The following is a 21189-nucleotide window of genomic DNA, read 5'->3' as shown; positions in this document are numbered from 1 at the left end:
GGTATTAGGTTCTTACAACTCGGTCTTCGTCGCCGCCTTCTTGGCAGCAGGCTTCTTTGCGGCCGGCTTCTTCGCCGGAGCGTCGGCAGCTTCGGTGCCCTCGGCAGCCTCGGCAGCAACCGGCGACGATTCCGTCACAGCGGTCTCAGCTTCGACAGGCGCTGCCTTCTTCTTGGCAGGCGCCTTCTTCGTAGGCTTGGCTTCGTCCGTCGCGTCCGAAGCCGGAGCCTCTTCCGTCACGACCTCGTCCGAAGCCTCGGTCTTCTTCTTGGCGGAAGCCTTCTTCTTCGGCTTGTGATTGTCATGATCATGCGTGTGCGTGCCGCTGGCGAAACCGTCCTCGCTCTCGATCGCAGCCTCAAGCTCCTCGCGCGTGGCTTCGCGGTCGGTGATCTCGGCCTTCTCGAACAGGAAGTCGACGACCTTGTCCTCGTACAGCGGCGCACGCAGCTGGGCGGCCGCCATCGGCTCCTGCTGGATGTACTGCATGAACTGCTGGCGCTGCTCGGCCGGATACTGCTGGGCTGCCTGCGCCATCAGACGCTGCATTTCCTGGTTCGAAACCTCGACGCCGTTCGCCTGGCCGATTTCCGACAGGAGCAGGCCCAGACGCACGCGACGCTCGGCGATCTTGCGGTAATCGTCGCGCTCGCCTTCCATCTCGGCCATCGCGGCTTCGGGATCGGCCTCGTGCGTGGCTTCATGCTGGAGCTGCGACCAGATCTGGTTGAACTCGGCTTCGACCATCGACGGCGGCACTTCGAAGTCGTGACCCTCGGCGAGCTGGTCGAGCAGCTTGCGCTTCATGTGCGTGCGCGTGAGACCGTTATGCTCCTGCTCGATCTGACCCTTCAACAGCCCCGTGAGCTGCTCGAGGCTTTCGAGACCGAGCGACTTGGCCAGATCCTCGTCGATCTTGCTCTCGCCCGCGGTCTTCACCGACTTGACGGTGATGTCGAACGTCGCCGGCTTCCCTGCGAGCGACTTCTCCTGATACTCCTCGGGGAACGTCACGTTCAGGACCTTGTCGTCGCCGGTCTTCACGCCGACGAGCTGATCCTCGAAGCCCGGGATCAGACGACCCGCGCCGAGCTCGACACCCATGTCGGTGCCGGTGCCGCCCTCGAACGCAACGCCGTCGGCGGTCTTGCCGACGAAATCGACGGTGACCAGGTCACCCATCTTCGCCTTGTAGGTCGGCTTGGCGTCGTCCCACTTCTTCTGCTGGTCGGCGAACTTCTGGAGCTGCTCGGTGACCGCGTCGTCGGCGACGGGCACGGTCAGGCGCTCGAGCTTCAGGCCGTCGATCGCAGGAGCGGGGACCTGCGGCAGGACCTCCATCTCGACCTTGACCACGGCGTCCTTGCCCAGATCATAGCCATCTTCCAGCTCGACCGAAGGCTGCATCGCAGGGCGAAGCTGCTTTTCGGCGACGAGGCTCTGGACGCTCTCCTGGATCGCCGAATTCAGCGCGTCCTGCGTCAGCGCCGGGCCATGCATCTTGCGGATGAGGTTCGCCGGCACCTTGCCCGGACGGAAGCCCGGCATCTTCATCTGCGGCGCCAGGCGCTTCAGTTCGACATCGACCTTGGCATCGATATCCTTCGCGGTGATGGTGAGCGTGTAGGCGCGCTTGAGGCCCTCGTTCAACGTCTCGACAGTCTGCATGTCCGGCCTTTGTTATAAGAGCATTCGGGATAATTTCATCGGGCGGTCGCCTCGCCTGCGGGCGGGCTGGTGCGGGCGAAGGGACTCGAACCCCCACATCTTGCGATACTTGGACCTAAACCAAGCGCGTCTACCAGTTCCGCCACGCCCGCACAGGACATCGCCGTAGCGGGCGCGTCTATACCAACGATGCATGCGGGGGCAAGCACATAGGCAACTCCCGCCGATTACAGGCGTTGAGTAGCGAGAAGGAGAGACATCATGGCTACCCAACCCCCGGCAGAATTCCCGACCCCGACGCCGCCCGTCGAGCCGACCGCGCCGCCGCCAGAGTTCAATCCGCCAGCACCCGACATCGACGTGCCAGCACCGGGAACGCCGTCGACCGATCCCGCACCCGTGCAGCCCGAGTTTTGAGCGTGGCCGATCCCCGTTCCGGCACGAACTCCGAGACACCCCCGGAGGATCGTGACGACGACACCCGAAGCGACATCGAACAGGCGGTGGAGTCCCGGTCCGACGCCGTCGAGCGCGGCGACGGTGGCGACGAGCCCGAGACGTTCACGGACACTGGCCTGCACGACGGCGTCGGTGGAACCGGTGGCGTCGTGAAGAATCAGGACGACGACGCGCAATAATCGTTAAGAGGACGGCAAATGGCGGTCGGTGCGATAGGCGTCGACCGCCATCAACAAGCCGGCGATTTCCGCCGCCGAGAGCAGGAACGAGCGTTCGCCGCCGTTTTGCGCCGATATCTTGAATGGCAATGACGTCGCTCCATCGCCGACGTACAGTTTGGCATTGGCTCTCCGTAGTGGCGCGCCGATCGCAAAGCCGATGGTCTCGGACCGCAAGCAAGCAAACCTCCTCGGGCATGATGCCCTCAAGCGCGCGATCCGTTGCGTCGCTATCGTACGCGGCCCGGCAGGCGTTGCATAATTGGCTGTATTCCAGTTCGCCCAGCCATAGTCGCGATACCGTATCCTGACATAGGCCTGATACGTGGCCCGCCCCGACGTCTTGTCGATGAAAGCTCGAAGAAAGACGTCATCGCGCGCGGGTCCCAGCAGCGGCCTCCGCGCGACGAATCCGTTCGCGGTGGTGATCGTCGCGACCGTGTCCAGAGCGTCGTCACGAAGCGTCGCTCGGGCCTGGAATTGCGCCGGCGTCATCGCCGCAAGCCGGCGCTCGCCGCTGGACTGGCTTGGTGCGGGCGACGCCTGACCGATGACGAGCGTCAGGATCGCGACCGTCATTGTCCATCTGATCGCCATCTGCCGCCCCCGGGTCACAGTGAAGCGCGTTCGACGGACACGCGCAATCCGTGGGGACGGCAATCCGGCCGGTTTCGGATCGGTCCTTTTTCGAGCTCCGTTCGGCCGAACGCCGGTCAGCACCGATACAGGTTGCCGCGACTACGCTAAGATACTGCGTTTGCCTCTATTTCAGGACCCGTCGATCTTCACACTGCCCAACCCCAGCCAACCGCACACGCTCTATGTCGCACTCGGCATCGCCGTCGTCGTGCTCGTTGTCGCGCAGCGCATTCCGATCGTGCGGACGCTCGTGAATATCGGCATGACGCTCGTGCTGGTCGGCTTGCTGTTCGTCGCGATCGACCAGCGGCGCCAGTTCGACCCGTATGTCGGCAAGATCGCGCGGTTCCTCAAGATCGAGGACCAGCAGGTGGTCGGCGGCGAGGTCCGTATCCGGATGTCGCCGGATGGCCATTTCTGGGCGCGCGCGACGATCGACGGGGTGAGCCAGCGACTGCTGATCGACAGCGGCGCGACGATTACCGCGATCTCGGAACAGACGGCGGACGCTGCGGGGATCGACGCGCGGGTCGGCGTCGTGCCGATCGTGTTGCAGACCGCCAATGGGTCGATCGCGGCGAAGACGGGGACGATCGCGAGCTTGCGGCTCGGCGCGATCGTCGCGCGGGACTTGCAGGTGGTGGTGTCGCCCGCGTTCGGCGAGACCAACGTGCTCGGGATGAATTTCCTGTCGCGACTGGCGTCGTGGCGGGTGGAGGAGAACACGCTGATCCTGGTGCCGCATCATCCGCAGAAGATGGACGGGTAAGGCCGCCTCCGTACACAACCACCCCGGCGAAGGCCGGGGCCCAATTGGAAAGGTTGCAGTAACGAAGCGCTGCCCCTCGTTATCACCGTGCCCCAATTGGGCCCCGGCCTTCGCCGGGGTGGTGGCGATTGGGGAGATGGCCGCCCTTCTGTTCCCTCGCGAACGCGGGGGCCCAGGAATCAAGCAGCGCTGCGTTTCGTTACCCTGGACTCCCGCGTTCGCGGAAGAACGGAAAGGGCGGGAGACCAGCAGGTGCGGGAGAGAGAGCGAGGAAGTCGGTAGCTTTACGAAGCCACCGACTCCCCAAGCATCCCCTTCAACACCTCGTTCACCACGGCAGGGTTGGCCTTCCCCCCCATCGCCTTCATCGTCTGACCCACGAAGAACCCGAACAGCTTGTCCTTGCCGCCGCGGTAATCGGCAACCTTGTCCGCGTTCGCCGCCATAACCTCGGCGATCACAGCCTCGATAGCCCCGGTATCGCTGGTCTGCTTCAACCCGCGATCCTCGACCACCTTCGCAGCCCCGTCGCCGGTCTCGAGCATCACCTCGAACACCTGCTTGGCAAGGCTACCCGACAGCGTGCCGTCCGCGATCAGCCCCAGCAGTTCCGCCGCCTGCGCCGGCGACACCGGCGAGTTCTCGATATCCTTACCCGTCCGGTTGAGCGCGCCGAACAGCTCCGACGTCGTCCAGTTCGCCGCCGCCGCCGGCTTCACGCCCGCATCGAGCAACGCATCGAACCACCGCGCCGCCTCGACCTCGGCGGTCAGCACCGCCGCCTGATACGGCGCGATCCCGAGCGACTCGTACCGAGCCCGCTTCGCATCCGGCAGTTCGGGCAACGAAGCCCGGCACTCGGCCAGAAACGCATCGTCGAGCACCAGCGGCAACAGGTCTGGATCGGGGAAGTAGCGGTAATCATGCGCGTCTTCCTTCGACCGCATCGACCGCGTCTCGTTGCGATCGGGATCGTAGAGCCGCGTCTCCTGCTGGATCTTGCCGCCGGCTTCGAGCACCTCGACCTGGCGCCTGGCCTCCTGCTCGACCACCGCCATCACGAAGCGCACCGAGTTGACGTTCTTCGTCTCGGTCCGCGTGCCCAGTTCGTCGCCGGGCTTGCGCACGCTGACGTTGACGTCGGCGCGCATCGAGCCCTCTTCCATGTTGCCGTCGCACGACCCGACATAGCGCAGGATCGATCGCAGCTTCCGCAGATAAGCCCCTGTTTCCGCAGGCGAAGCCAGATCGGGCTTCGACACGATCTCCATCAGCGCGACGCCCGACCGGTTGAGGTCGACGTACGACTGGGTCGGATGCTGGTCGTGCATCAATTTGCCGGCATCCTGCTCGACATGGATGCGCTCGACGCCGATCCGCTTGCCCGCGGCATCCGGGTTCTTCTCGTCGAGGCTGATGTCGATCGCGCCCTCACCGACGATCGGATGATAGAGCTGGCTGATCTGATAGCCCTGCGGCAGATCGGCATAGAAGTAATTCTTACGGTCGAACCGCGACCATGTGTTGATCTGCGCCTCGATCGCCATGCCCGTGCGGACCGCCTGGCGGATGCACTCGCGGTTCGGGACCGGCAGCATGCCCGGCATCGCCGCATCGACGAGCGACACCTGCGTGTTGGGCTCCGCGCCAAACGCGGTCGCCGCGCCCGAGAAGAGCTTGGCGTTCGACGTCACCTGCGCATGGACTTCGAGGCCGACCACGACCTCCCACTCGCCGGTTTCGCCCTGGATCCGATAGTCGCTCATGTCCGATTCCGATGATGAATATAGTTGATCGCGGTCAGCACCGCGTTGCTGCCGAGCAGGCTGACGACCCAGGTCGCCGCGAGGACGCGCAGGATCGCGCCCTCGAAGCCGAGCCGCAGCGCCTCGTGATGCGCGCAGTATCCCGCCACCGCCGAGAACAGCAGGAACATCGCGCCGAGGCGGAATTCCGCCCGCATGATGACGCTGTTGCCGACGCACAGGCACAGGATGAACACCGCGATGCCGATGAAGAACCGCGCAAGCACGTGATGGTCGAACGGGTGGTTGTCGATCTCCGACAGCGACACCCCGACATACGCGCTGAGGATCGCCCCGAAGGCGACATTCAGCGCGGCTTGCGCCTCACGCAGGACCGCAGTGTTGCGGCTGACGAAGGCGCGGTCGCTTACCACCAGACATCCGGCCGGGCGACGAACCCGGCCCGCTGTTCGATCGCGAGACCCGCGTTCAGCACGCCCTGCTCGTCGAGCGGCTTGCCGATGATCTGCAACCCGAGCGGCAACCCCTGCTTGTCGAGGCCGCCCGGCACCGACATCGCCGGCAATCCGGCGAGCGACGACGGCACGGTGAAGACGTCGTTCAGATACATCGCGATCGGATCGGCCGACTTCTCGCCGAGCGCGAACGCTGCGGAAGGTGCGGTCGGCGTCAGCAGGACGTCGCATGTTTCCCAAGCGCGTTCGAAATCGCGCGCGATCAGCGTCCGGACCTTCTGCGCCTGCGTATAATAGGCGTCGTAGAAGCCGGCCGACAGCACATAGGTGCCGATCATGATGCGGCGCTTCACCTCGGGGCCGAAGCCGTCGGCACGCGTCGCGGCGTACATGTCCTGCAGGCCGGCGCCGGTCGGCAGATCGCGGATACCATAGCGGACGCCGTCATAGCGTGCGAGGTTCGACGACGCTTCGGCAGGCGCGATGATGTAATAGGCCGGCAGCGCGTATTTGGTGTGCGGAAGCGAGACCTCGACGATCGTCGCCCCGGCATCCTTCAGCCAGTCGATGCCCTGCTGCCATAGCGCCTCGATCTCCTCGGGCATCCCGTCGACGCGATATTCCTTGGGAATGCCGACGCGCAGGCCGTTGAGATTGCCCGACAAACCCGCTTCCCACTTCGGCACGTCGAGCTGCAACGAGGTACCGTCCTTCGCGTCGAACCCGGCCATCGCCTCGAGCAGGATCGCGCAGTCGCGAACGTCGCGCGCCATCGGCCCCGCCTGGTCCAGCGACGACGCGAACGCGATCGTCCCCCAGCGCGAGCAGCGGCCATAGGTGGGCTTGATTCCGCTGATGCCGGTGAAGGCCGCGGGCTGGCGGATCGAGCCGCCGGTGTCGGTGCCGGTCGCGCCGGGGCAGAGCCGCGCGGCGACTGCCGACGACGAACCGCCCGACGAGCCGCCGGGTGCGAGCGCGGCGTTGCCGCCGTCGTTGCGCTTCCACGGGCTGATGACGTTGCCGAACGCGGAGGTCTCGTTCGACGAGCCCATCGCGAACTGGTCCATGTTCAGCTTGCCGAGCATCCCCGCGCCCGCGTCCCACAAATTCTGCGAGACCGTCGACTCGTAGGTCGGTGTGAAGCCCTCTAGGATGTGGCTCGCCGCGGTCGTCGTGACGCCCTTGGTGCAGAACAGGTCCTTCATGCCGATCGGCACGCCGGCCAGCGGCTTGAGCGTCTCGCCGGCTTCGCGTGCGGTATCGGCAGCAGTGGCGGCGGCGATCGCGTGTTCGGGCGTCTCGACAAGAAACGCGTTCAACGCCTTGGCCTGGCTCACCTTTACGATGAACGCATCGGCGACTTCGCGCGCCTTGAAGCTGCCATCGCGGACGCCGTCGCGGATACCGGCGATTCCGAGATCTGTAAGGTCGGTCATGCTTTTGATTCCTGGATCCCCGCCGGCGCGGGGATGATCGAATGATGACGTGCCGTAATCATTCGATCACCTTGGGCACGGCGAAGAATCCGTGTTCGGCCACGGGCGCGTTGGCGAGGATTTGCTCGCGGATGCCGCCGCCGGTCAGCGGGTCGGCGTTGACGACGTCGTCGCGCAGCCGCAGCGTGTTGGGGATGACGGCGGTCATCGGCTCGACGCCGGTCGTATCGACCTCGCCCAGCATCTCGATCCAGCCAAGGATGTTTCCGAGTTCCGGCGCCATGCGGGCGGCGTCCTCGTCGGTGATCGCGATGCGCGCAAGGCTCGCGATCCGCTTCACGGTTGCAGTATCTACGGACATGCCGTGCGGCTAGCACCCGGCGCGGCGGGGGCGCAATATGTTTCCCGCCCGAGATGAAATCCTCCCCCGCCAGGGGGAGGTGGCGCGAAGCGACGGAGGGGGGAGGACACGGAACATCGGTTCCACCTTACCGCCCCCTCCGTCTGGCAAGTGCCAGCCACCTCCCCCTGGCGGGGGAGGATCGTTAGGGAGCCCGGCCATCGTTAGGGAGCCCGTTGCAACCTTCCCCCGCATACGGCACGGGAGCCGGACCGCCTGCACGGAAGGTCCCGCTTGGCCCGCAAGTTTCTCTATTTCGTCGCCGCGATGATCGTCCTCGCGATCGCCGCTTTGCTCGCCTACCGCCTGTTCGGCACGCAGCTGATGCGCGTGGCGATGGTGCCGACCGAGACGTTCAAGGCGCAACGCGAAGCCCCGCGCAACATCTACGCGCGGAAAATCATGTGGCTCGCGCGCCCCGATGCGCCCGGCAATCCCGCGCTCTGGACACCCCCCGGCTACACCCCCGGCAAGCCCGGCAAAGGCGCGGCAATCTTCTTCATCCACCCGACCTCGTACATCAACCGCGACCATTGGAACGCGCCGATCGACGATCCGGAGACCAATGCGCGGGCAGAGTTGTTCCTCCGCGGCCAGGCGAGCGCGTTCAACGAAGCCGGCGACATCTGGGCGCCGCGCTATCGCCAGGCGACGTTCGGCGCGTTCCTCACCAGCGCCACCGAAAGCGAACGCGCGCTGGCGCTGGCGTACGGCGACGTCTCCGCCGCGTTCGACCGGTTCCTCAAGGAAGCCGGCCCCACCCGCCCGATCATCCTCGCCGGCCACAGCCAGGGCGCGCTCCACCTCACCCGCCTGCTGCGCGATCGCGTCGCCAGCGACCCGAGGCTGAAGGCGCGGATCGTCGCAGCCTATGTCGTCGGCTGGCCGGTTTCCCGCGCAACAGACTTGCCGAAGATGGGCCTCTCCGAATGCCGCGCGGCCGACCAGACTGGTTGCATCCTGTCGTGGGAAAGCTTTGCCGAGCCCGCCGATCCATCGCTGATCGTCGACACCTACGACAAGACCGCCGGCTTCAACGGCCAACCGCGCAAGGGCACGCCGATGATCTGCACCAACCCGCTGACCGGCACCGCCGACGCGACCGCGCCCGCCGCCGCCAATCTCGGCACCCTCGTCCCCTCCACCGATCTCAAGACCGCGACGATCGCCATCGGCAGCGTTCCGGCCCGCTGCGCCGACCGCGGCTTCCTGCTGATCGGCGACGGCCCCAACCTCGGCCCGTACGTGCTGCCCGGCAACAATTACCACGTCTACGACTACAGCCTGTTCTGGGCGAACATCCGCGCCGACGCCAACCGCCGCCTGGCAGCGTTCAAGAAATGATCACCGTATCCCCCGCCCTCTTCCGCGACGCGCTCCCGAACGGCGGCCGGCTGATCGGCCTCGACGTCGGCACCAAGACGATCGGCACCGCGCTCTGCGACGCCGGCTGGTCGTTTGCGAGCCCTGCTCTGCTGATCCGCCGCACCAAGTTCCAAAAGGACAAGGCCGCGCTCGCCGAAATCATCAAGGCGCAAGCGGTCGTCGGCCTCGTCATCGGCCTGCCGATCAATCTAGACGGCAGCGAAAGCCCGCGCTCGCAATCGACGCGGGCGTTTGCGCAGAACCTCAAGGACATCGGCCTGCCGATCATGCTCCAGGACGAACGCTGGTCGACCGTCGCCGTCACCCGCACGCTGATCGAACAGGATGCGAGCCGCGCCAAACGCGCCGAACTCGTCGATAAGATGGCCGCCGCCTACATCCTCCAGGGCGCGATCGACGCACTGGTGACCGCGCGGATCTGAGGCGAGTCACCCCAACGATCCTCCCCCGCCAGGGGGAGGTGGCACCGAAGGTGACGGAGGGGGAGGACACGGAGCCGAGGTCGTCGCTTACCTCCCCCTCCGTCTGGCAAGCGCCAGCCACCTCCTCCCTGCGGGGGAGGATCGCGCGCCTTCGAAAGCCTTGCCCCCCGCCCCTGCGGCCACTATCCCGCAACTTTAATGCGAACCTCAGATCACCGCCCCGCCGCCCTCATCGAAGGCGGCGCCGTCTTCCCGCACCGGCATCTCACCGGCATCGACGGTCTCCAGCCCCATGAGATCGCGTTCCTTCTCGACGAGGCGGAGACGTGGGTCGGTGCGAACCGGACGCATGCTACCCCCGACAAGCGGCTGGCGGGGCTCACGCAGATCAACGCGTTCTTCGAGAATTCGACGCGGACGCTGTTGTCGTTCGAGATCGCCGGCAAGCGGCTCGGCGCCGACGTCGTCAACATGCACGCCGCACAGTCGAGCGTGAAGAAAGGCGAGACGCTGATCGACACCGCGATGACACTCAACGCGATGCGCGCCGACGTGATCGTCATACGGCACATGTCGTCGGGCGCGGTACGTCTGATAGCCGACAAGGTCGACTGCCCGGTGCTCAACGCGGGCGACGGGCGGCACGAGCACCCCACCCAGGCACTGCTCGACGCGCTGACGATCCGGCGGCGGAAAGGCTCGATCGCGGGGCAGCGCGTCGTGATCTGCGGCGACCTCCTGCACAGCCGTGTCGCGCGCTCGAACATTCTCGCGCTGACCGCGCTGGCCGCGGAGGTTCGCGTTTGCGCGCCGTCGACGCTGATGCCGCCGATGATCGAGCGGATGGGCGTCACCGCGTTTACCGATTTCGACAAGGCCTTGAAGGGTGCGGACGTGGTGATGATGCTGCGCTTGCAGAACGAGCGGATGGACGGTGCGTACGTGCCCTCTACCCGCGAATACCGGCTGCGCTACGGGCTGACACTCGACCGGCTGGCGAAGGCCGCGCCCGATGCGCTGGTCATGCACCCCGGCCCGATGAACCGCGGCGTCGAGATCGACTCCGCCGTCGCCGATCATGCCCGCTCGGCGATTACCGAACAGGTGGAGATGGGGGTCGCCGTCCGCATGGCCTGCCTCGACGTTCTGACCCGAAGAGCGCGCGGCGTGGAGGATTGGGCATGATACTGGCGCTTACCAACGCGACGCTCGCCTGCCCGGTCGGCGGTTTGTCGAAGGGCAATGTGCTGGTCCGCGACGGCGTGATCGTCGCGACCGGGATCGTCGACATCCCGTCGGATGCGGACATCGTCGATTGCGCGGGAAAGACCGTGGCGCCGGGGATCGTCGATCTCGGCGTGGCGAAAGTCGACCGGGCCGCCTTCCGGGCCGGCGGCATCGTCCGGATCGGCCTCATGCCCGATCAGTCGCCGGTGCTGGACGACCCCGGCATCGTCCAGCGCGCCGCGCTGATCGGCAAGCCCGACCTCTGGATCCACCCGATCGCCGCCGCCACGCGCGGGCTCGAAGGCCATGACCTCGCCGAGATGGCGATCTGCGTTTCGGCCGGCGCGAAAGCGGTTGGGACGGGGAGGCACTGGATCTCCGACAGCGGTGTGATGCGGCGGGTGCTGGCCTATGCGCGCGACCTGGACGTGACGGTGATCGCGCATGCCGAGGATGGCGGGCTCACCGCTGGCGCGGTCGCGACCGAGGGCGAGACGGCGACCCGGCTGGGCCTTCCCGCCGCGCCAGCGGTTGCCGAAGCACTGGCGATCGCGCGCGACCTGATGCTCGCCGAAGATACCGGCGCGCGTCTCCATATCCGTCAGGTGACGACGGCGGCGGGATTCGACCTGATCCGCGCGGCAAAGCGTCGCGGCGTCGCGGTGACCTGCGGGATCACGCCTGCACACCTGCATCTGTCGGAGATCGCGGTCAGCGATTTCCGGTCGTTCGCACTACTCTCCCCACCGCTGCGTGCCGAGGGCGATCGACGGGCGGCGCTGGACGCTATCGCCGACGGGACGATCGACGTGCTGTGCTCGGCGCACGAGCCGCGCGGGCCGGAGGAAAAGCGACTGCCGTTCACCGATTCGAGCAGCGGGATGGCGGGCGCGGAGACGTTGCTTCCACTATCGCTGATGCTGGTGCGCGACGAGTTGCTGACGCTCGAACGCCTGTTCGCGCTGCTGGCGCGGAACCCGGCGCGCGTCCTGGGGCTCGATACGGGCACGCTGGAGGCGGGCAAGCCGGCCGACCTTATGCTGTTCGACCAACAGGCGCCGTGGCAGATCGTCGGGGAAGCGTTCGCCGCGAGCGCCGGCAACACGCCGTTCGATGGATTGCCGGTGCAGGGTCGCGTTCTGCGTCTGTGGAAGGGTGGCCGCGAGGTTCGCTGAGTTCAGGACCGCGAGGCCATCTGCGTTCCGGCGGTGCGCACCCATTTCGCCATCGCATCGCCGGCGCCGCGACGGACGAAACAATTGCCGCCCTTCGCGCGGTACTGACGGCATACCGCATTGGCGGAGGCGCGGCTGAACCCGCCCACCGATAGACGATAATAGTCCTCGCCGCCGGTCTTGAAGGTCATGCCATTCGGGGCATGTTTGGCCAATGCCGTGAAGCGACGTGAGGCGCGACCCCATGCATCCCTGGCGACCCCGGCGCTTTCGAACGCGCCGAGCTGCACGTACCAGTCGCCGGGAGCCCGCCCCTCGACCGATGGCCTGGCGGGTGCCGCCGCCATCATCATACCGCGCGACGCCGCGACCTTGATCGGACCACCGCCCGGGCGCAGCATCATCGGCGGCAACGCCTGCGCAACCTCACGCGAGGGACCGAACGTGACCTTCGAATGTCCGGCCGCCGATGCCGGGGCAGTGGCGGCATCCGCAAACGGCGCGGCGACGACCGTCGGGTCGACGGATGCCAACGCCTGCGCATCGGTCGCCGCAGACGACGGCGTGTTCAGCGCGAGCGCGACGGGTTGCCCGGCATCCGCCGCCGCATGCACGCCGAGCAGGCTGGCGACCTGATCCGACGCCTTGGCCGGCTGCGCGAAGGCCGCCCATTGCTCGAGCCGCGCATCGACGTCGCCCGGCGCCATGTCCGCCGCCGCCGCGACGCGCGCCGACTGCCACTGACCCGCCAGCGCCAAGCTCAAGGCGAGGTTCTGCCGGACCTTCGCGCTCGTCTGAGGCGACCGCGCGACCTCGGTCAGGACCGCGATGCCGCCCGCCGTGTCGCCCGCCAGCGACATTGCCAACCCGCGATCGCTCGCCGGGATGATCGCTGCGTTGGCCTCCAAAGTGCGGCGCGCCGTCTGCCAGTCGCCCGTCGCGATCTGCGACAGGGCAAGGTTCAACGCGGCTTTTCCATTGGCGGGCGACAGCTGAAGCGTATCGGCAAAGGCGTGGGCCGCGGATGTAAAACGGCCCGCCTGGAGATAGCTCTGCCCGAGCAGCAGGCGGTAGCCGGCCGATTGCGGCATCAGCGCCACTGCGCGTTCGGCGTATCCCACCGCCGCCGCGCCGTTGCGGCTGGCCAGCGCGGTCTGCGCCCTGCCTGCATCGCCGGCCGCATCTTTGGCCGCCAGCGCGTTGCTGCGATCGCTTGCCGAGGCCACGTTGCCACCATTGGCTGCGCAACCGACCATCGTTCCGCCGAGCAGAAGAGCGGTCAACCCGCCAACGAATAGTGCATGCGTCTTCATCGGGAAAATCCCTGTTCTATCGTTTGCGGGGCTTTGCGCGCGGCAGCTGCGCGACGAGCGCATCGACCTCGGGCAGGCGCCGCAGAAATTCGTCGAGCGCCTGGATGACCAGATTCTGCGACGAGGTTTTGGTGACGGCACTCGCCAGTCGCAGCCGGAGGTGCCGATCGGCGTCGAGCCGCAGCGTGAACGCCGCCTTCGTGCCGCTCGTCTTCTGGGCGGCCTCGCGCCCGATCCGGGTCGCGGCCGCAAGCGACACCGAGGTTGCCGCGACGGTGCGCTGTTCGAGTTCGGTCTCGAGCGCGCCGCGTTCGATCAGTACCGGCGGCACCGCGTCGCGGGCCGGGCGCAATCCCGTGCCGACGCCCATGTCGTTCCAGCCTAGATCCTCGGTGGGCTCGGTCTGGGCCGCCTCGGTCAGATCCTGGGTTCGCATGGCGGGCCGGGCAGTGCCCTTGCGCGCCAGCAGCGACGGCGACAAAGACGCCATAGGTTTGGGATTGGTCATCGCGTCAGCCCACGATCCGGCGGCCGAAGCCCCCGGCAGCCGGACGGTTTGCAGCGGCCGACGGCACCGCGAAGACGGTGCGCCGGAAATTCTTTTCGAGCCGGTCGCAGACATAGGTCCACAGGGCTTCGATCTCAGCGGTCGAGCGGCTTTTCGGATCGACCTCCATCACCGTCCGGCCATCGATCATCGACGCCGCGAAATCGGTGCGTTGGTGGATGATGACCGGGGCGACCGTGCCGTGCTGCGACAGCGCCAGCGCCGCATCGGCGGTGATCCGCGCTTTCGGCGTGGCGGCGTTGACGACGAAGATCAGCGGCTTGCCGGCGCGCGCGCACATGTCGACGGTCGCGCCGACCGCGCGCAGATCGTGCGGGCTCGGGCGAGTCGGGACGACGATGAGTTCGGCGACCTGAATGACGCTCTGGATCGCCATCGTGATCGCCGGCGGCGTATCGATCATCGCCAGCTTGAAGCCCTGCTGGCGGAGGATTTCGAGATCGGCGGCAAGCCGCGCGACGGTCGTCTGTGCGAAAGCGGGTTCGTCGGCGACGCGCTCGTTCCACCAGTCCGCCAGCGATGCCTGCGGATCGATATCGATCAGCACGACGGGACCATGCCCGGCACGCTCCGCCTGGACCGCGAGATGGCCCGTCAGGGTGGTCTTGCCCGATCCCCCTTTCTGCGATGCGAACGCCAAAACGCGCATAAATCCCCGAACCCCTTTAGTTGACCGGGGAATGCCACGTGCGGGTCTAAGAATAGGTTAATGCGGCTTCATAAACCGCGATCCGGCGGCTGGAGATCGGTGCGAGCAAGATGGCTAAATCCTTGTCCGCCTTCCCTTGCCAGACGAACGACGGCATGGTGACGACACGTTGAGAAGAGGTTGACCGATGAAGGCTGGGCGCGGACGATTCTGGGGTGCGGTAGCGCTGGGCAGCATGGCGGCGGCGAGCGGCATGCTTATGGCGGGTAGTGCGCTGGCGGCCGTGCCCGCGGGCGCCGACGTCAAGGCGGGAGCCGACGTGAAAGCTGGCGTCGATGCCTGGGCGAAGGGCGACTTTCCCCGTGCGGTCGGTGTCTGGCGGCCGCTCGCGATCGCCGGCGATCCCGATGCGCAGTTCAACCTGGCACAGGCGTACAAGCTCGGGCGCGGCGTGCCGCTCGACCTGCCGCTGGCCGAAAGCTGGTTCCGCAAGGCGGCGATGCAGGGGCATCTCCAGGCCGAAGACAATTACGGCCTCGCGCTGTTCCAGTCGGGCAAGAAGACCGAGGCGCTGCCGTGGCTCGAGAAATCGGCGGCGCGCGGCGAACCCCGGACGCAGCTCGTGCTGGGGACGATGCTGTTCAACGGCGACGGCGTGACGCGGGACTATCCGCGCGCCTATGCGTTGATGAGCCGCGCCTCCGCATCCGGGTTGCAGTCCGCCTCGCAGACGCTGACGCAGATGGACCAGTACATCTCGCCCGCCGACCGCGAGAAGGGTACCGCGCTCGCCCAGCATTACGCGTTGCAGGCGCAGGCGTCGCCGGCTTCGTCGACAACGTCGGGGGCGACGGTGGCCAACGCCACCGTGCCGGCCGCGCGTCCGTCGGCCCCGCCGCGTCCTGCGAAGCTGCCCGCCAGTTCGCTGCCGGGCAGTTCGCTGCCAGCACGCGTTCCCGCGCCGGTGCGCGGCGCTGTCGCGGCGACACCGCCGCCAGCAAAGCCCGAACGCACTGCGTCCGAAGCCGCCAAACGCAGTGCGGTCAAGCCGACGCCTGCGCCCAAGGCCGTCGCCGCTCGTCCGACCGGCAACTGGCGCGTGCAACTCGGGGCGTTCCGCGACCAGGGCAATGCAGAGACGCTGTGGAACCAGGTTCGCGGCAAGCTCCGCGGTGCGCAACCGTTTTACCCGAAGGCCGGCAGCGTCACGCGTCTCCAGGCCGGCGGCTTCGCCTCGAAGGCCGACGCGACCCGCGCCTGCGCATCGGCGGGCGTACCGTGCGTGATCGTCGCGCCGTAATGTCTACGATGGGGATGCACCGATGCTGTTCCTGACCCTCGCACTGCTCGCGTCGCCGCCGGCCTGCACCGGGACGAAGCAGCAATGCCGCGCCTGCCCGACCGCCGGGAGCCCGAAAGGGTGTTCGTTGGTCGGCATCGCCTGCCAGCCGATCCAGCGCGTCTGCACGCCCGCCCCCGTCCACCCCGTCGGCAAGGCAGATCGCCGCACGGTCGACAAAAGACCCGGTTGAGGGCACTCACTGCGGGATCAAAAGTCCGAACCGGTCGTTTCGCTTCGACATCGACCGGGAGCAAGATGTATGATTTCGAAGACCTTGGCGCTGGCACTCGCCGGCGCAACGCTGCTGTCCGCGTGTTCTGGACAGCAGCCTGCCAACGACACGGCCAACGACACGATGCCGGAGAACGGTGTCTCGCTACGCAATCTCGCCGAAACCGATGTCGCGGTTCCCAAGCCCGAGCAGTTGACGGTCAAGGGGCGGCTGATCCCGACCCCGTCCGATCCGACGTCGCGGCATTTCCTGTTGCGCGAGCGCAAGGCGGTCGGCGGCACGATCATCGCGATCCTGCGGCAGGAGCATGACGGCAAGGTCGCCTATGCGCGCACCGAAACCGATTGCGAGAAGCGGTTGTTCCATGTCCTCGGCGTCGGGCCGAACCGCGCGCTGGTCGAAACCGACATCGCCAACGACGGCCCGCTGCGGCCGATCAAGGGGTTGCCGCTGCGCGAGGAACTGGCGACGTATGTGTGCGCGGCCAGCGGGACGCCGCTCGCGAAGGGCTGATGCGACGTGTCTAATCCTCCCCCGCCAGGGGGAGGTGGCTGGCACTTGCCAGACGGAGGGGGAAGTAAGCAATGACCTCGGTCCCGTGTCCTCCCCCTCCGTCGCCTTCGGCGCCCCCCCCCTGGCGGGGGAGGATCGCGAGGGGGCTAGTCCAGCACCCAATTCTGCTTCGGGATCCCCTGTGCGTAGAGTAGTCCCGTCAGATCGCCGTGATCGATCCGCGCCGCCGCCGCCGCCGCGACGATCGGTTTCGCGTGATACGCGACCCCCAGCCCCGCCGCCTCGATCATCGCAAGGTCGTTCGCGCCGTCGCCGACCGCGAGCGACTCGTCCACGCCCATCCCCCGCTCGACGATCGCCTCCGAGAGCGTCGTCAGCTTCGTGTTCGACCCGACGATCGGCTTGGTCACCGTCCCCGTCAGCACGCCGCGCTCGATCTCCAGTACGTTGGCGATCGCGCGGTCGAAGCCGATGTCCTTTGCGACCGGGTCTGCGAACCGCGTGAAGCCGCCTGATACCAGCACCGCCAGCGCCCCGCGCGACCGCATCGTCCGCACCAGCGCCTTCGCGCCGGGCATGATCTTCACCCGCTCCGCGAGACAGCGCTCGATGTCGCTCTCGGCCAGCCCCTTTAGCAGCGCCACGCGTGCGTCGAGCGCCGCCTCGAAATCGAGTTCGCCGCGCATGGCGCGTTCGGTGATCTCGGCGATCTGCGGCTTGATGCCGGCGTAGTCGGCGAGTTCGTCGATGCATTCGACGGTGATCATGGTGGAGTCCATATCGGCGACCAGCAGCGTCTTGGTCCGCGTCAGGCTCGACTGCACGATCACGTCGGTTGCGGCGAACGCACCCTCGAGCGCAGCCCGCGCCGCATCGGGCGCCAACCCAAAGATCAGGTCGGCGGCCTCGCCCTCGTCGATCCAGCCGCTGACGCCAGGCGCGCAGCCCGCGTCGCGCAACCGGTCCATCGCGGTCGAAATATCGCCCGCGGTCAGCGTGGCGGAGGCTATAAGCGTTGCCGTGAACATGCCGTACTCCAAACCACCGGGCGCGCTGCCGAAGGTCGCGCTCATCGCAGGGCCGACCGCGAGCGGCAAGTCCGCGCTGGCGCTGGCCGTCGCCGCCAACCACCGGGGCGTCGTAATCAATGCCGATTCGGCCCAAGTCTATGCCGACCTCCGCATCCTCACCGCGCGCCCATCCGCGGAGGAGGAGGCGGGCGCCCCGCACCGGCTATTCGGTCACGTGGATGCCGCCGACGCTACCTACTCCGCCGCGCGCTGGGCTGCCGAGGCGACACGGGCGATCCGTGACGCGCTGGTCGAGGGGAAGCTTCCAATCCTGGTCGGCGGCACCGGGCTCTACATCCGCACCTTGCTCGACGGTATCGCGCCCGTCCCCGCGATCGACCCAATCCTTCGCGAGCAAGTCCGTGCCCTCCCTGTCGCTGAAGCGTACGCCACGCTCGCGCAGCTCGACCCGCAGGCCACCCAGAAACTGAACGCAGCCGACACCACGCGCGTCGCCCGCGCGCTCGAAGTCGTCCGCGGTACCGGACGCACGCTCGCCGACTGGCAGACGGAGAAGGTCGGCGGGATCGGCGATACGATCGACGTCCGCGCGCTGATCCTGATCCCCGACCGCGACTGGCTCAACGCGCGCATCGACCAGCGCTTCGCCGAAATGGCCGACACCAGCCGCGAGGAAATCGCCGCACTTCTCGCCCGCACCGACATCCCACAGGACGCCCCGATCCGCCGCGCGATCGGCGTGCCCGAGATCGCCGCGCTCGTCCGCGGCGAGACCTCGAAACCCGACGCCATCGCCGCCGGATCGCTCGCCACGCGGCGTTACGCCAAGCGCCAATATACGTGGCTCCGACATCAGCCACCCGCCGCCTGGCCCCGCATCGAAGCGCTCGACCTGCCGACGCGCCTGCAGCAATTTGAAACTATATTGCTCAAATGATGTTTGACACGCATCTTTTATATCGGTAGCCGGCCCCACCACGAGACGCTAAAGGCAGCGGTCTCGCAAAGGATGATATGAAATGACCGAGAAGAGTGGAGCCGATATCCTGATCGAGGCGCTGTGCGATCTCGGCGTGGAGGTCGTCTTCGGCTATCCGGGTGGTGCCGTGCTGCCGATCTACGACGCGCTGTTTCGCAGCGGTCGGATCAAGCACATTCTGGTGCGCCACGAACAGGCCGCGACGCATGCCGCGGAAGGCTATGCGCGCTCGACCGGCAAGCCGGGCGTTGTGCTCGTCACCTCGGGCCCGGGCGCGACCAACGCGGTCACCGGGATCACCGACGCGCTGATGGATTCGATCCCGATGGTCGTGATCACCGGCCAGGTGCCGACCGCGCTGATCGGCACCGACGCGTTCCAGGAGGCCGATACCGTCGGCATCACGCGCCATTGCTCGAAGCATAATTATCTCGTGAAGGACCCCGCCCGCCTGGGTGACGTGATCCACGAGGCGTTCCACATCGCCACCTCGGGGCGTCCCGGCCCTGTGGTCGTCGACATCCCCAAGGACGTGCAGGTCGCGACCGCCCGCTACAAGAAGCCGGGGCCAATCCAGCACAAGACCTATCGCCCGCAGGTGAAGGCCGACCAGTCGCAGATCGAGCAGCTCGTCGACATGCTCGCCGCGGCCGAACGTCCGATCCTGTATACCGGCGGCGGCATCATCAATTCGGGTCCGGCCGCAAGCCAGTTGCTGTGCGAACTCGTCCGCATCACCGGCGCGCCGGTGACGTCGACGCTGATGGGCCTCGGCGCCTATCCCGCGTCCGGCCCTCAGTGGCTCGGCATGCTCGGGATGCACGGCACGTACGAGGCCAACATGGCGATGAACCAGGCCGACCTCGTCGTCGCGCTCGGCTCGCGCTTCGACGACCGCGTGACGGGACGGCTGGATGCGTTCAGCCCCAATTCGCGGAAGGTGCATGTCGACATCGATCGCTCGTCGGTGAACAAGACCGTGCGCGTCGATCTCGGGATCATCGCGGACGTCGGCCATGCGCTGGAAGACATGGTGCGGATCTGGAAGAGCCGCCAGCATCCCAAGCCCGACACGACCGACTGGCAGCGTCGCATCGCTGGCTGGCGCGCGGTGAAGTGTCTCGATTTCCCCGAGAACGATCCGAACGAGATCATGCCGCAGCGCGCGATCCGGGCGCTGTTCGATGCGACGCACGCGCGTTCGCCGATCATCACGACCGAGGTCGGCCAGCACCAGATGTGGGCCGCACAGCATTTCGGGTTCGAGAAGCCGAACAAGTGGCTGACCAGCGGCGGTCTCGGCACGATGGGGTATGGCCTGCCCGCCGCGATCGGCGCGCAGCTCGGCAACCCGAACGCGCTGGTGATCGACATCGCCGGCGAGGCGTCGATCCAGATGAACATCCAGGAGCTGGCGACCGCGTCGCAATACCGGTTGCCGGTGAAGATCTTCATCCTCAACAACCAGTATATGGGCATGGTCCGCCAGTGGCAGGAGCTCACCTATGAGAGCCGCTATGCCGAGAGCTATTCGGATTCGCTGCCCGATTTCGTGAAGCTCGGCGAGGCCTATGGCTGGAAGGGCATCCTGATCGAGACGCGCGACCAGCTCGACGGCGGGATCGCCGAGATGCTGGCGTATGACGGCCCGGTGATCGTCGATTGCCGCGTGTCGCAGCTGACCAACTGCTTCCCGATGATCCCGTCGGGGGCGGCGCATACCGACATGATCCTGCAGGCGAACGAAGTGTCCGGCACGATGGACGACGAAGCGAAGGCGCTGGTGTGATGGCAGCCCCAATCGCTACAGAATTCCCCTCCCGCCTGCGGGAGGGGTTAGGGGAGGGCCTGATGACCACGTCGTCGTCAGCCCTCGCCTCCCCTCCCCCGACCCCTCCCGCAAGCGGAAGGGGAGAGTAAGAAACCATGCACATTTCCCAGGAAAAGGCCGAGCGGCACACGCTCGCCGTCATCGTCGACAACGAACCGGGCATCCTCGCCAGGATCGCCGGCCTGTTCACCGCGCGCGGCTATAATATCGAGAGCCTGACGGTGAGCGAGATCACCGCGGACAAGTCGGTCAGCCGGATCACCATCGTCACCAGCGCGTCGCCGGCGACGATGGAGCAGATCATCGCGCAGCTCGACCGGCTGGTGCCGGTGCACAAGGTTACCGACCTCACCGCCCAGGGCGCACACGTCGAACGCGAGCTTGCGCTGGTGAAGGTCCGCGGCACCGGCGACCACCGAATCGAAGCGCTGCGCCTCGCCGACGTCTACCGGGCGCGTGTGGTCGATGCGACGACGTCGAGCTTCGTGTTCGAGGTGACCGGCGGGATCGACAAGATCGACAAGTTCGTCGAACTCATGGGTGAAGTCGGTCTGATCGAAGTCGCCCGAACCGGCATCGTCGCGATCGCCCGCGGCAAAGAGCCGGCCTGAATTACTGCGTCATCCTGACGAACGTCAGGATCCAGAGCCACAATCGGCGCCGCCTGGAACTCTGGGTTCCGGCGTCCGCCGGAATGACGAAAGAAGGAAG

At 66.9% G+C, this 21189-nt stretch carries 23 protein-coding genes and 1 tRNA gene; 13 read left to right on the top strand and 11 right to left on the bottom strand.

Annotated features, from left to right (window positions below):
* Window positions 1–12: 12 nt before the first annotated feature.
* A complete protein-coding gene (gene tig / locus ACLBWL_RS09330) occupies window positions 13–1668 on the bottom strand; it encodes a trigger factor (protein WP_447792386.1) in 1656 nt (551 codons plus the stop codon).
* A gap of 67 nt (window positions 1669–1735) precedes the next feature.
* Window positions 1736–1820 (bottom strand) — tRNA-Leu (locus tag ACLBWL_RS09325).
* A gap of 109 nt (window positions 1821–1929) precedes the next feature.
* Between ACLBWL_RS09325 and ACLBWL_RS09320 the strand changes: the two genes are divergently transcribed.
* On the top strand, window positions 1930–2085 hold the full coding sequence (locus tag ACLBWL_RS09320; protein WP_447792384.1) for a hypothetical protein: 156 nt from the start codon (window positions 1930–1932) through the stop codon (window positions 2083–2085).
* A 2-nt stretch (window positions 2086–2087) separates the two neighbouring features.
* Entirely contained in the window at window positions 2088–2306 is a 219-nt protein-coding gene (locus ACLBWL_RS09315) for a hypothetical protein (RefSeq protein ID WP_447792382.1), read from the top strand.
* Window positions 2307–2309: 3 nt separating this feature from the next.
* Here the strand turns inward: ACLBWL_RS09315 and ACLBWL_RS09310 are convergent, their stop codons facing one another.
* The gene (locus ACLBWL_RS09310; protein ID WP_447792381.1) at window positions 2310–2924 is read right to left on the bottom strand and encodes a hypothetical protein; all 615 of its coding nucleotides are present in this window, start codon (window positions 2922–2924) and stop codon (window positions 2310–2312) included.
* Window positions 2925–3102: 178 nt separating this feature from the next.
* On the opposite strand from ACLBWL_RS09310, the gene ACLBWL_RS09305 reads away from it, so the two are divergent.
* A complete protein-coding gene (locus tag ACLBWL_RS09305) occupies window positions 3103–3753 on the top strand; it encodes a retropepsin-like aspartic protease family protein (protein WP_447792379.1) in 651 nt (216 codons plus the stop codon).
* A 284-nt stretch (window positions 3754–4037) separates the two neighbouring features.
* On the opposite strand, the gene gatB is transcribed toward ACLBWL_RS09305, so the two are convergent.
* Genes gatB through gatC form a run of 4 tightly spaced genes read right to left on the bottom strand, consistent with a single transcriptional unit; the run spans window position 4038 to window position 7771 of the window.
* Window positions 4038–5519, bottom strand: coding sequence for an Asp-tRNA(Asn)/Glu-tRNA(Gln) amidotransferase subunit GatB (gatB, locus tag ACLBWL_RS09300; protein WP_447792378.1), 1482 nt, complete (start codon window positions 5517–5519; stop codon window positions 4038–4040).
* Entirely contained in the window at window positions 5516–5932 is a 417-nt protein-coding gene (locus ACLBWL_RS09295; protein ID WP_447792376.1) for a hypothetical protein, read from the bottom strand. Before ACLBWL_RS09295 ends, gatB begins: the two co-directional genes overlap by 4 nt.
* Window positions 5926–7410: an Asp-tRNA(Asn)/Glu-tRNA(Gln) amidotransferase subunit GatA gene (gene gatA / locus ACLBWL_RS09290; RefSeq protein WP_447792374.1), complete on the bottom strand. Its 1485-nt coding sequence runs from the start codon at window positions 7408–7410 to the stop codon at window positions 5926–5928. The genes ACLBWL_RS09295 and gatA overlap by 7 nt, the downstream gene beginning before the upstream one ends.
* A gap of 58 nt (window positions 7411–7468) precedes the next feature.
* Window positions 7469–7771, bottom strand: a complete 303-nt coding sequence (gene gatC, locus ACLBWL_RS09285) for an Asp-tRNA(Asn)/Glu-tRNA(Gln) amidotransferase subunit GatC (protein WP_447792373.1) — start codon at window positions 7769–7771, stop codon at window positions 7469–7471.
* Between the two features lie 273 nt (window positions 7772–8044).
* Here gatC and ACLBWL_RS09280 point away from each other — a divergent pair, with 273 nt between their 5' ends.
* The 4 genes from ACLBWL_RS09280 to ACLBWL_RS09265 all read left to right on the top strand — a co-directional run bounded on the left by ACLBWL_RS09280 (window position 8045) and on the right by ACLBWL_RS09265 (window position 12020).
* Window positions 8045–9154 (top strand): DUF3089 domain-containing protein, encoded by a 1110-nt coding sequence (locus tag ACLBWL_RS09280; protein ID WP_447792371.1) that lies wholly within the window; start codon window positions 8045–8047, stop codon window positions 9152–9154.
* Window positions 9151–9618 carry a Holliday junction resolvase RuvX gene (gene ruvX, locus ACLBWL_RS09275; RefSeq protein WP_447792369.1) on the top strand — a complete coding sequence of 156 codons (468 nt, stop codon included), beginning with the start codon at window positions 9151–9153 and terminating at the stop codon, window positions 9616–9618. The genes ACLBWL_RS09280 and ruvX overlap by 4 nt, the downstream gene beginning before the upstream one ends.
* Window positions 9619–9816: 198 nt before the next feature.
* A complete protein-coding gene (locus tag ACLBWL_RS09270; RefSeq protein ID WP_447792367.1) occupies window positions 9817–10803 on the top strand; it encodes an aspartate carbamoyltransferase catalytic subunit in 987 nt (328 codons plus the stop codon).
* Entirely contained in the window at window positions 10800–12020 is a 1221-nt protein-coding gene (locus ACLBWL_RS09265) for a dihydroorotase (RefSeq protein ID WP_447792365.1), read from the top strand. Before ACLBWL_RS09270 ends, ACLBWL_RS09265 begins: the two co-directional genes overlap by 4 nt.
* 2 nt (window positions 12021–12022) lie before the next feature.
* Here the strand turns inward: ACLBWL_RS09265 and ACLBWL_RS09260 are convergent, their stop codons facing one another.
* Genes ACLBWL_RS09260 through ACLBWL_RS09250 form a run of 3 tightly spaced genes read right to left on the bottom strand, consistent with a single transcriptional unit; the run spans window position 12023 to window position 14550 of the window.
* Window positions 12023–13333, bottom strand: a complete 1311-nt coding sequence (locus ACLBWL_RS09260) for an SPOR domain-containing protein (protein WP_447792363.1) — start codon at window positions 13331–13333, stop codon at window positions 12023–12025.
* 16 nt (window positions 13334–13349) lie between these two features.
* Window positions 13350–13841: a hypothetical protein gene (locus ACLBWL_RS09255; protein WP_447792361.1), complete on the bottom strand. Its 492-nt coding sequence runs from the start codon at window positions 13839–13841 to the stop codon at window positions 13350–13352.
* 4 nt (window positions 13842–13845) lie between these two features.
* Window positions 13846–14550 carry an AAA family ATPase gene (locus tag ACLBWL_RS09250; protein WP_447792359.1) on the bottom strand — a complete coding sequence of 235 codons (705 nt, stop codon included), beginning with the start codon at window positions 14548–14550 and terminating at the stop codon, window positions 13846–13848.
* Between the two features lie 187 nt (window positions 14551–14737).
* Here ACLBWL_RS09250 and ACLBWL_RS09245 point away from each other — a divergent pair, with 187 nt between their 5' ends.
* The 3 genes from ACLBWL_RS09245 to ACLBWL_RS09235 all read left to right on the top strand — a co-directional run bounded on the left by ACLBWL_RS09245 (window position 14738) and on the right by ACLBWL_RS09235 (window position 16637).
* Entirely contained in the window at window positions 14738–15850 is a 1113-nt protein-coding gene (locus tag ACLBWL_RS09245) for an SPOR domain-containing protein (RefSeq protein ID WP_447792357.1), read from the top strand.
* Between the two features lie 22 nt (window positions 15851–15872).
* On the top strand, window positions 15873–16082 hold the full coding sequence (locus ACLBWL_RS09240; protein WP_447792355.1) for a hypothetical protein: 210 nt from the start codon (window positions 15873–15875) through the stop codon (window positions 16080–16082).
* A gap of 69 nt (window positions 16083–16151) precedes the next feature.
* Window positions 16152–16637, top strand: coding sequence for a hypothetical protein (locus ACLBWL_RS09235; RefSeq protein WP_447792353.1), 486 nt, complete (start codon window positions 16152–16154; stop codon window positions 16635–16637).
* Window positions 16638–16783: 146 nt separating this feature from the next.
* Here ACLBWL_RS09235 and serB read toward each other — a convergent pair whose 3' ends face one another.
* Window positions 16784–17665, bottom strand: a complete 882-nt coding sequence (serB, locus tag ACLBWL_RS09230; protein ID WP_447792351.1) for a phosphoserine phosphatase SerB — start codon at window positions 17663–17665, stop codon at window positions 16784–16786.
* Here serB and miaA point away from each other — a divergent pair.
* From miaA to ilvN, 3 genes are all read left to right on the top strand, one after another.
* Window positions 17664–18605, top strand: coding sequence for a tRNA (adenosine(37)-N6)-dimethylallyltransferase MiaA (gene miaA / locus ACLBWL_RS09225; protein ID WP_447792349.1), 942 nt, complete (start codon window positions 17664–17666; stop codon window positions 18603–18605). The genes serB and miaA overlap by 2 nt on opposite strands.
* 82 nt (window positions 18606–18687) lie before the next feature.
* A complete protein-coding gene (locus ACLBWL_RS09220) occupies window positions 18688–20436 on the top strand; it encodes an acetolactate synthase 3 large subunit (protein ID WP_447792347.1) in 1749 nt (582 codons plus the stop codon).
* A gap of 137 nt (window positions 20437–20573) precedes the next feature.
* The gene (gene ilvN, locus ACLBWL_RS09215; protein WP_056048113.1) at window positions 20574–21089 is read left to right on the top strand and encodes an acetolactate synthase small subunit; all 516 of its coding nucleotides are present in this window, start codon (window positions 20574–20576) and stop codon (window positions 21087–21089) included.
* Window positions 21090–21189 lie beyond the last annotated feature (100 nt).

Source organism: Sphingomonas sp. M1A8_2b (assembly GCF_053345535.1).
This window is presented reverse-complemented; position numbering and strand designations above follow the sequence as displayed.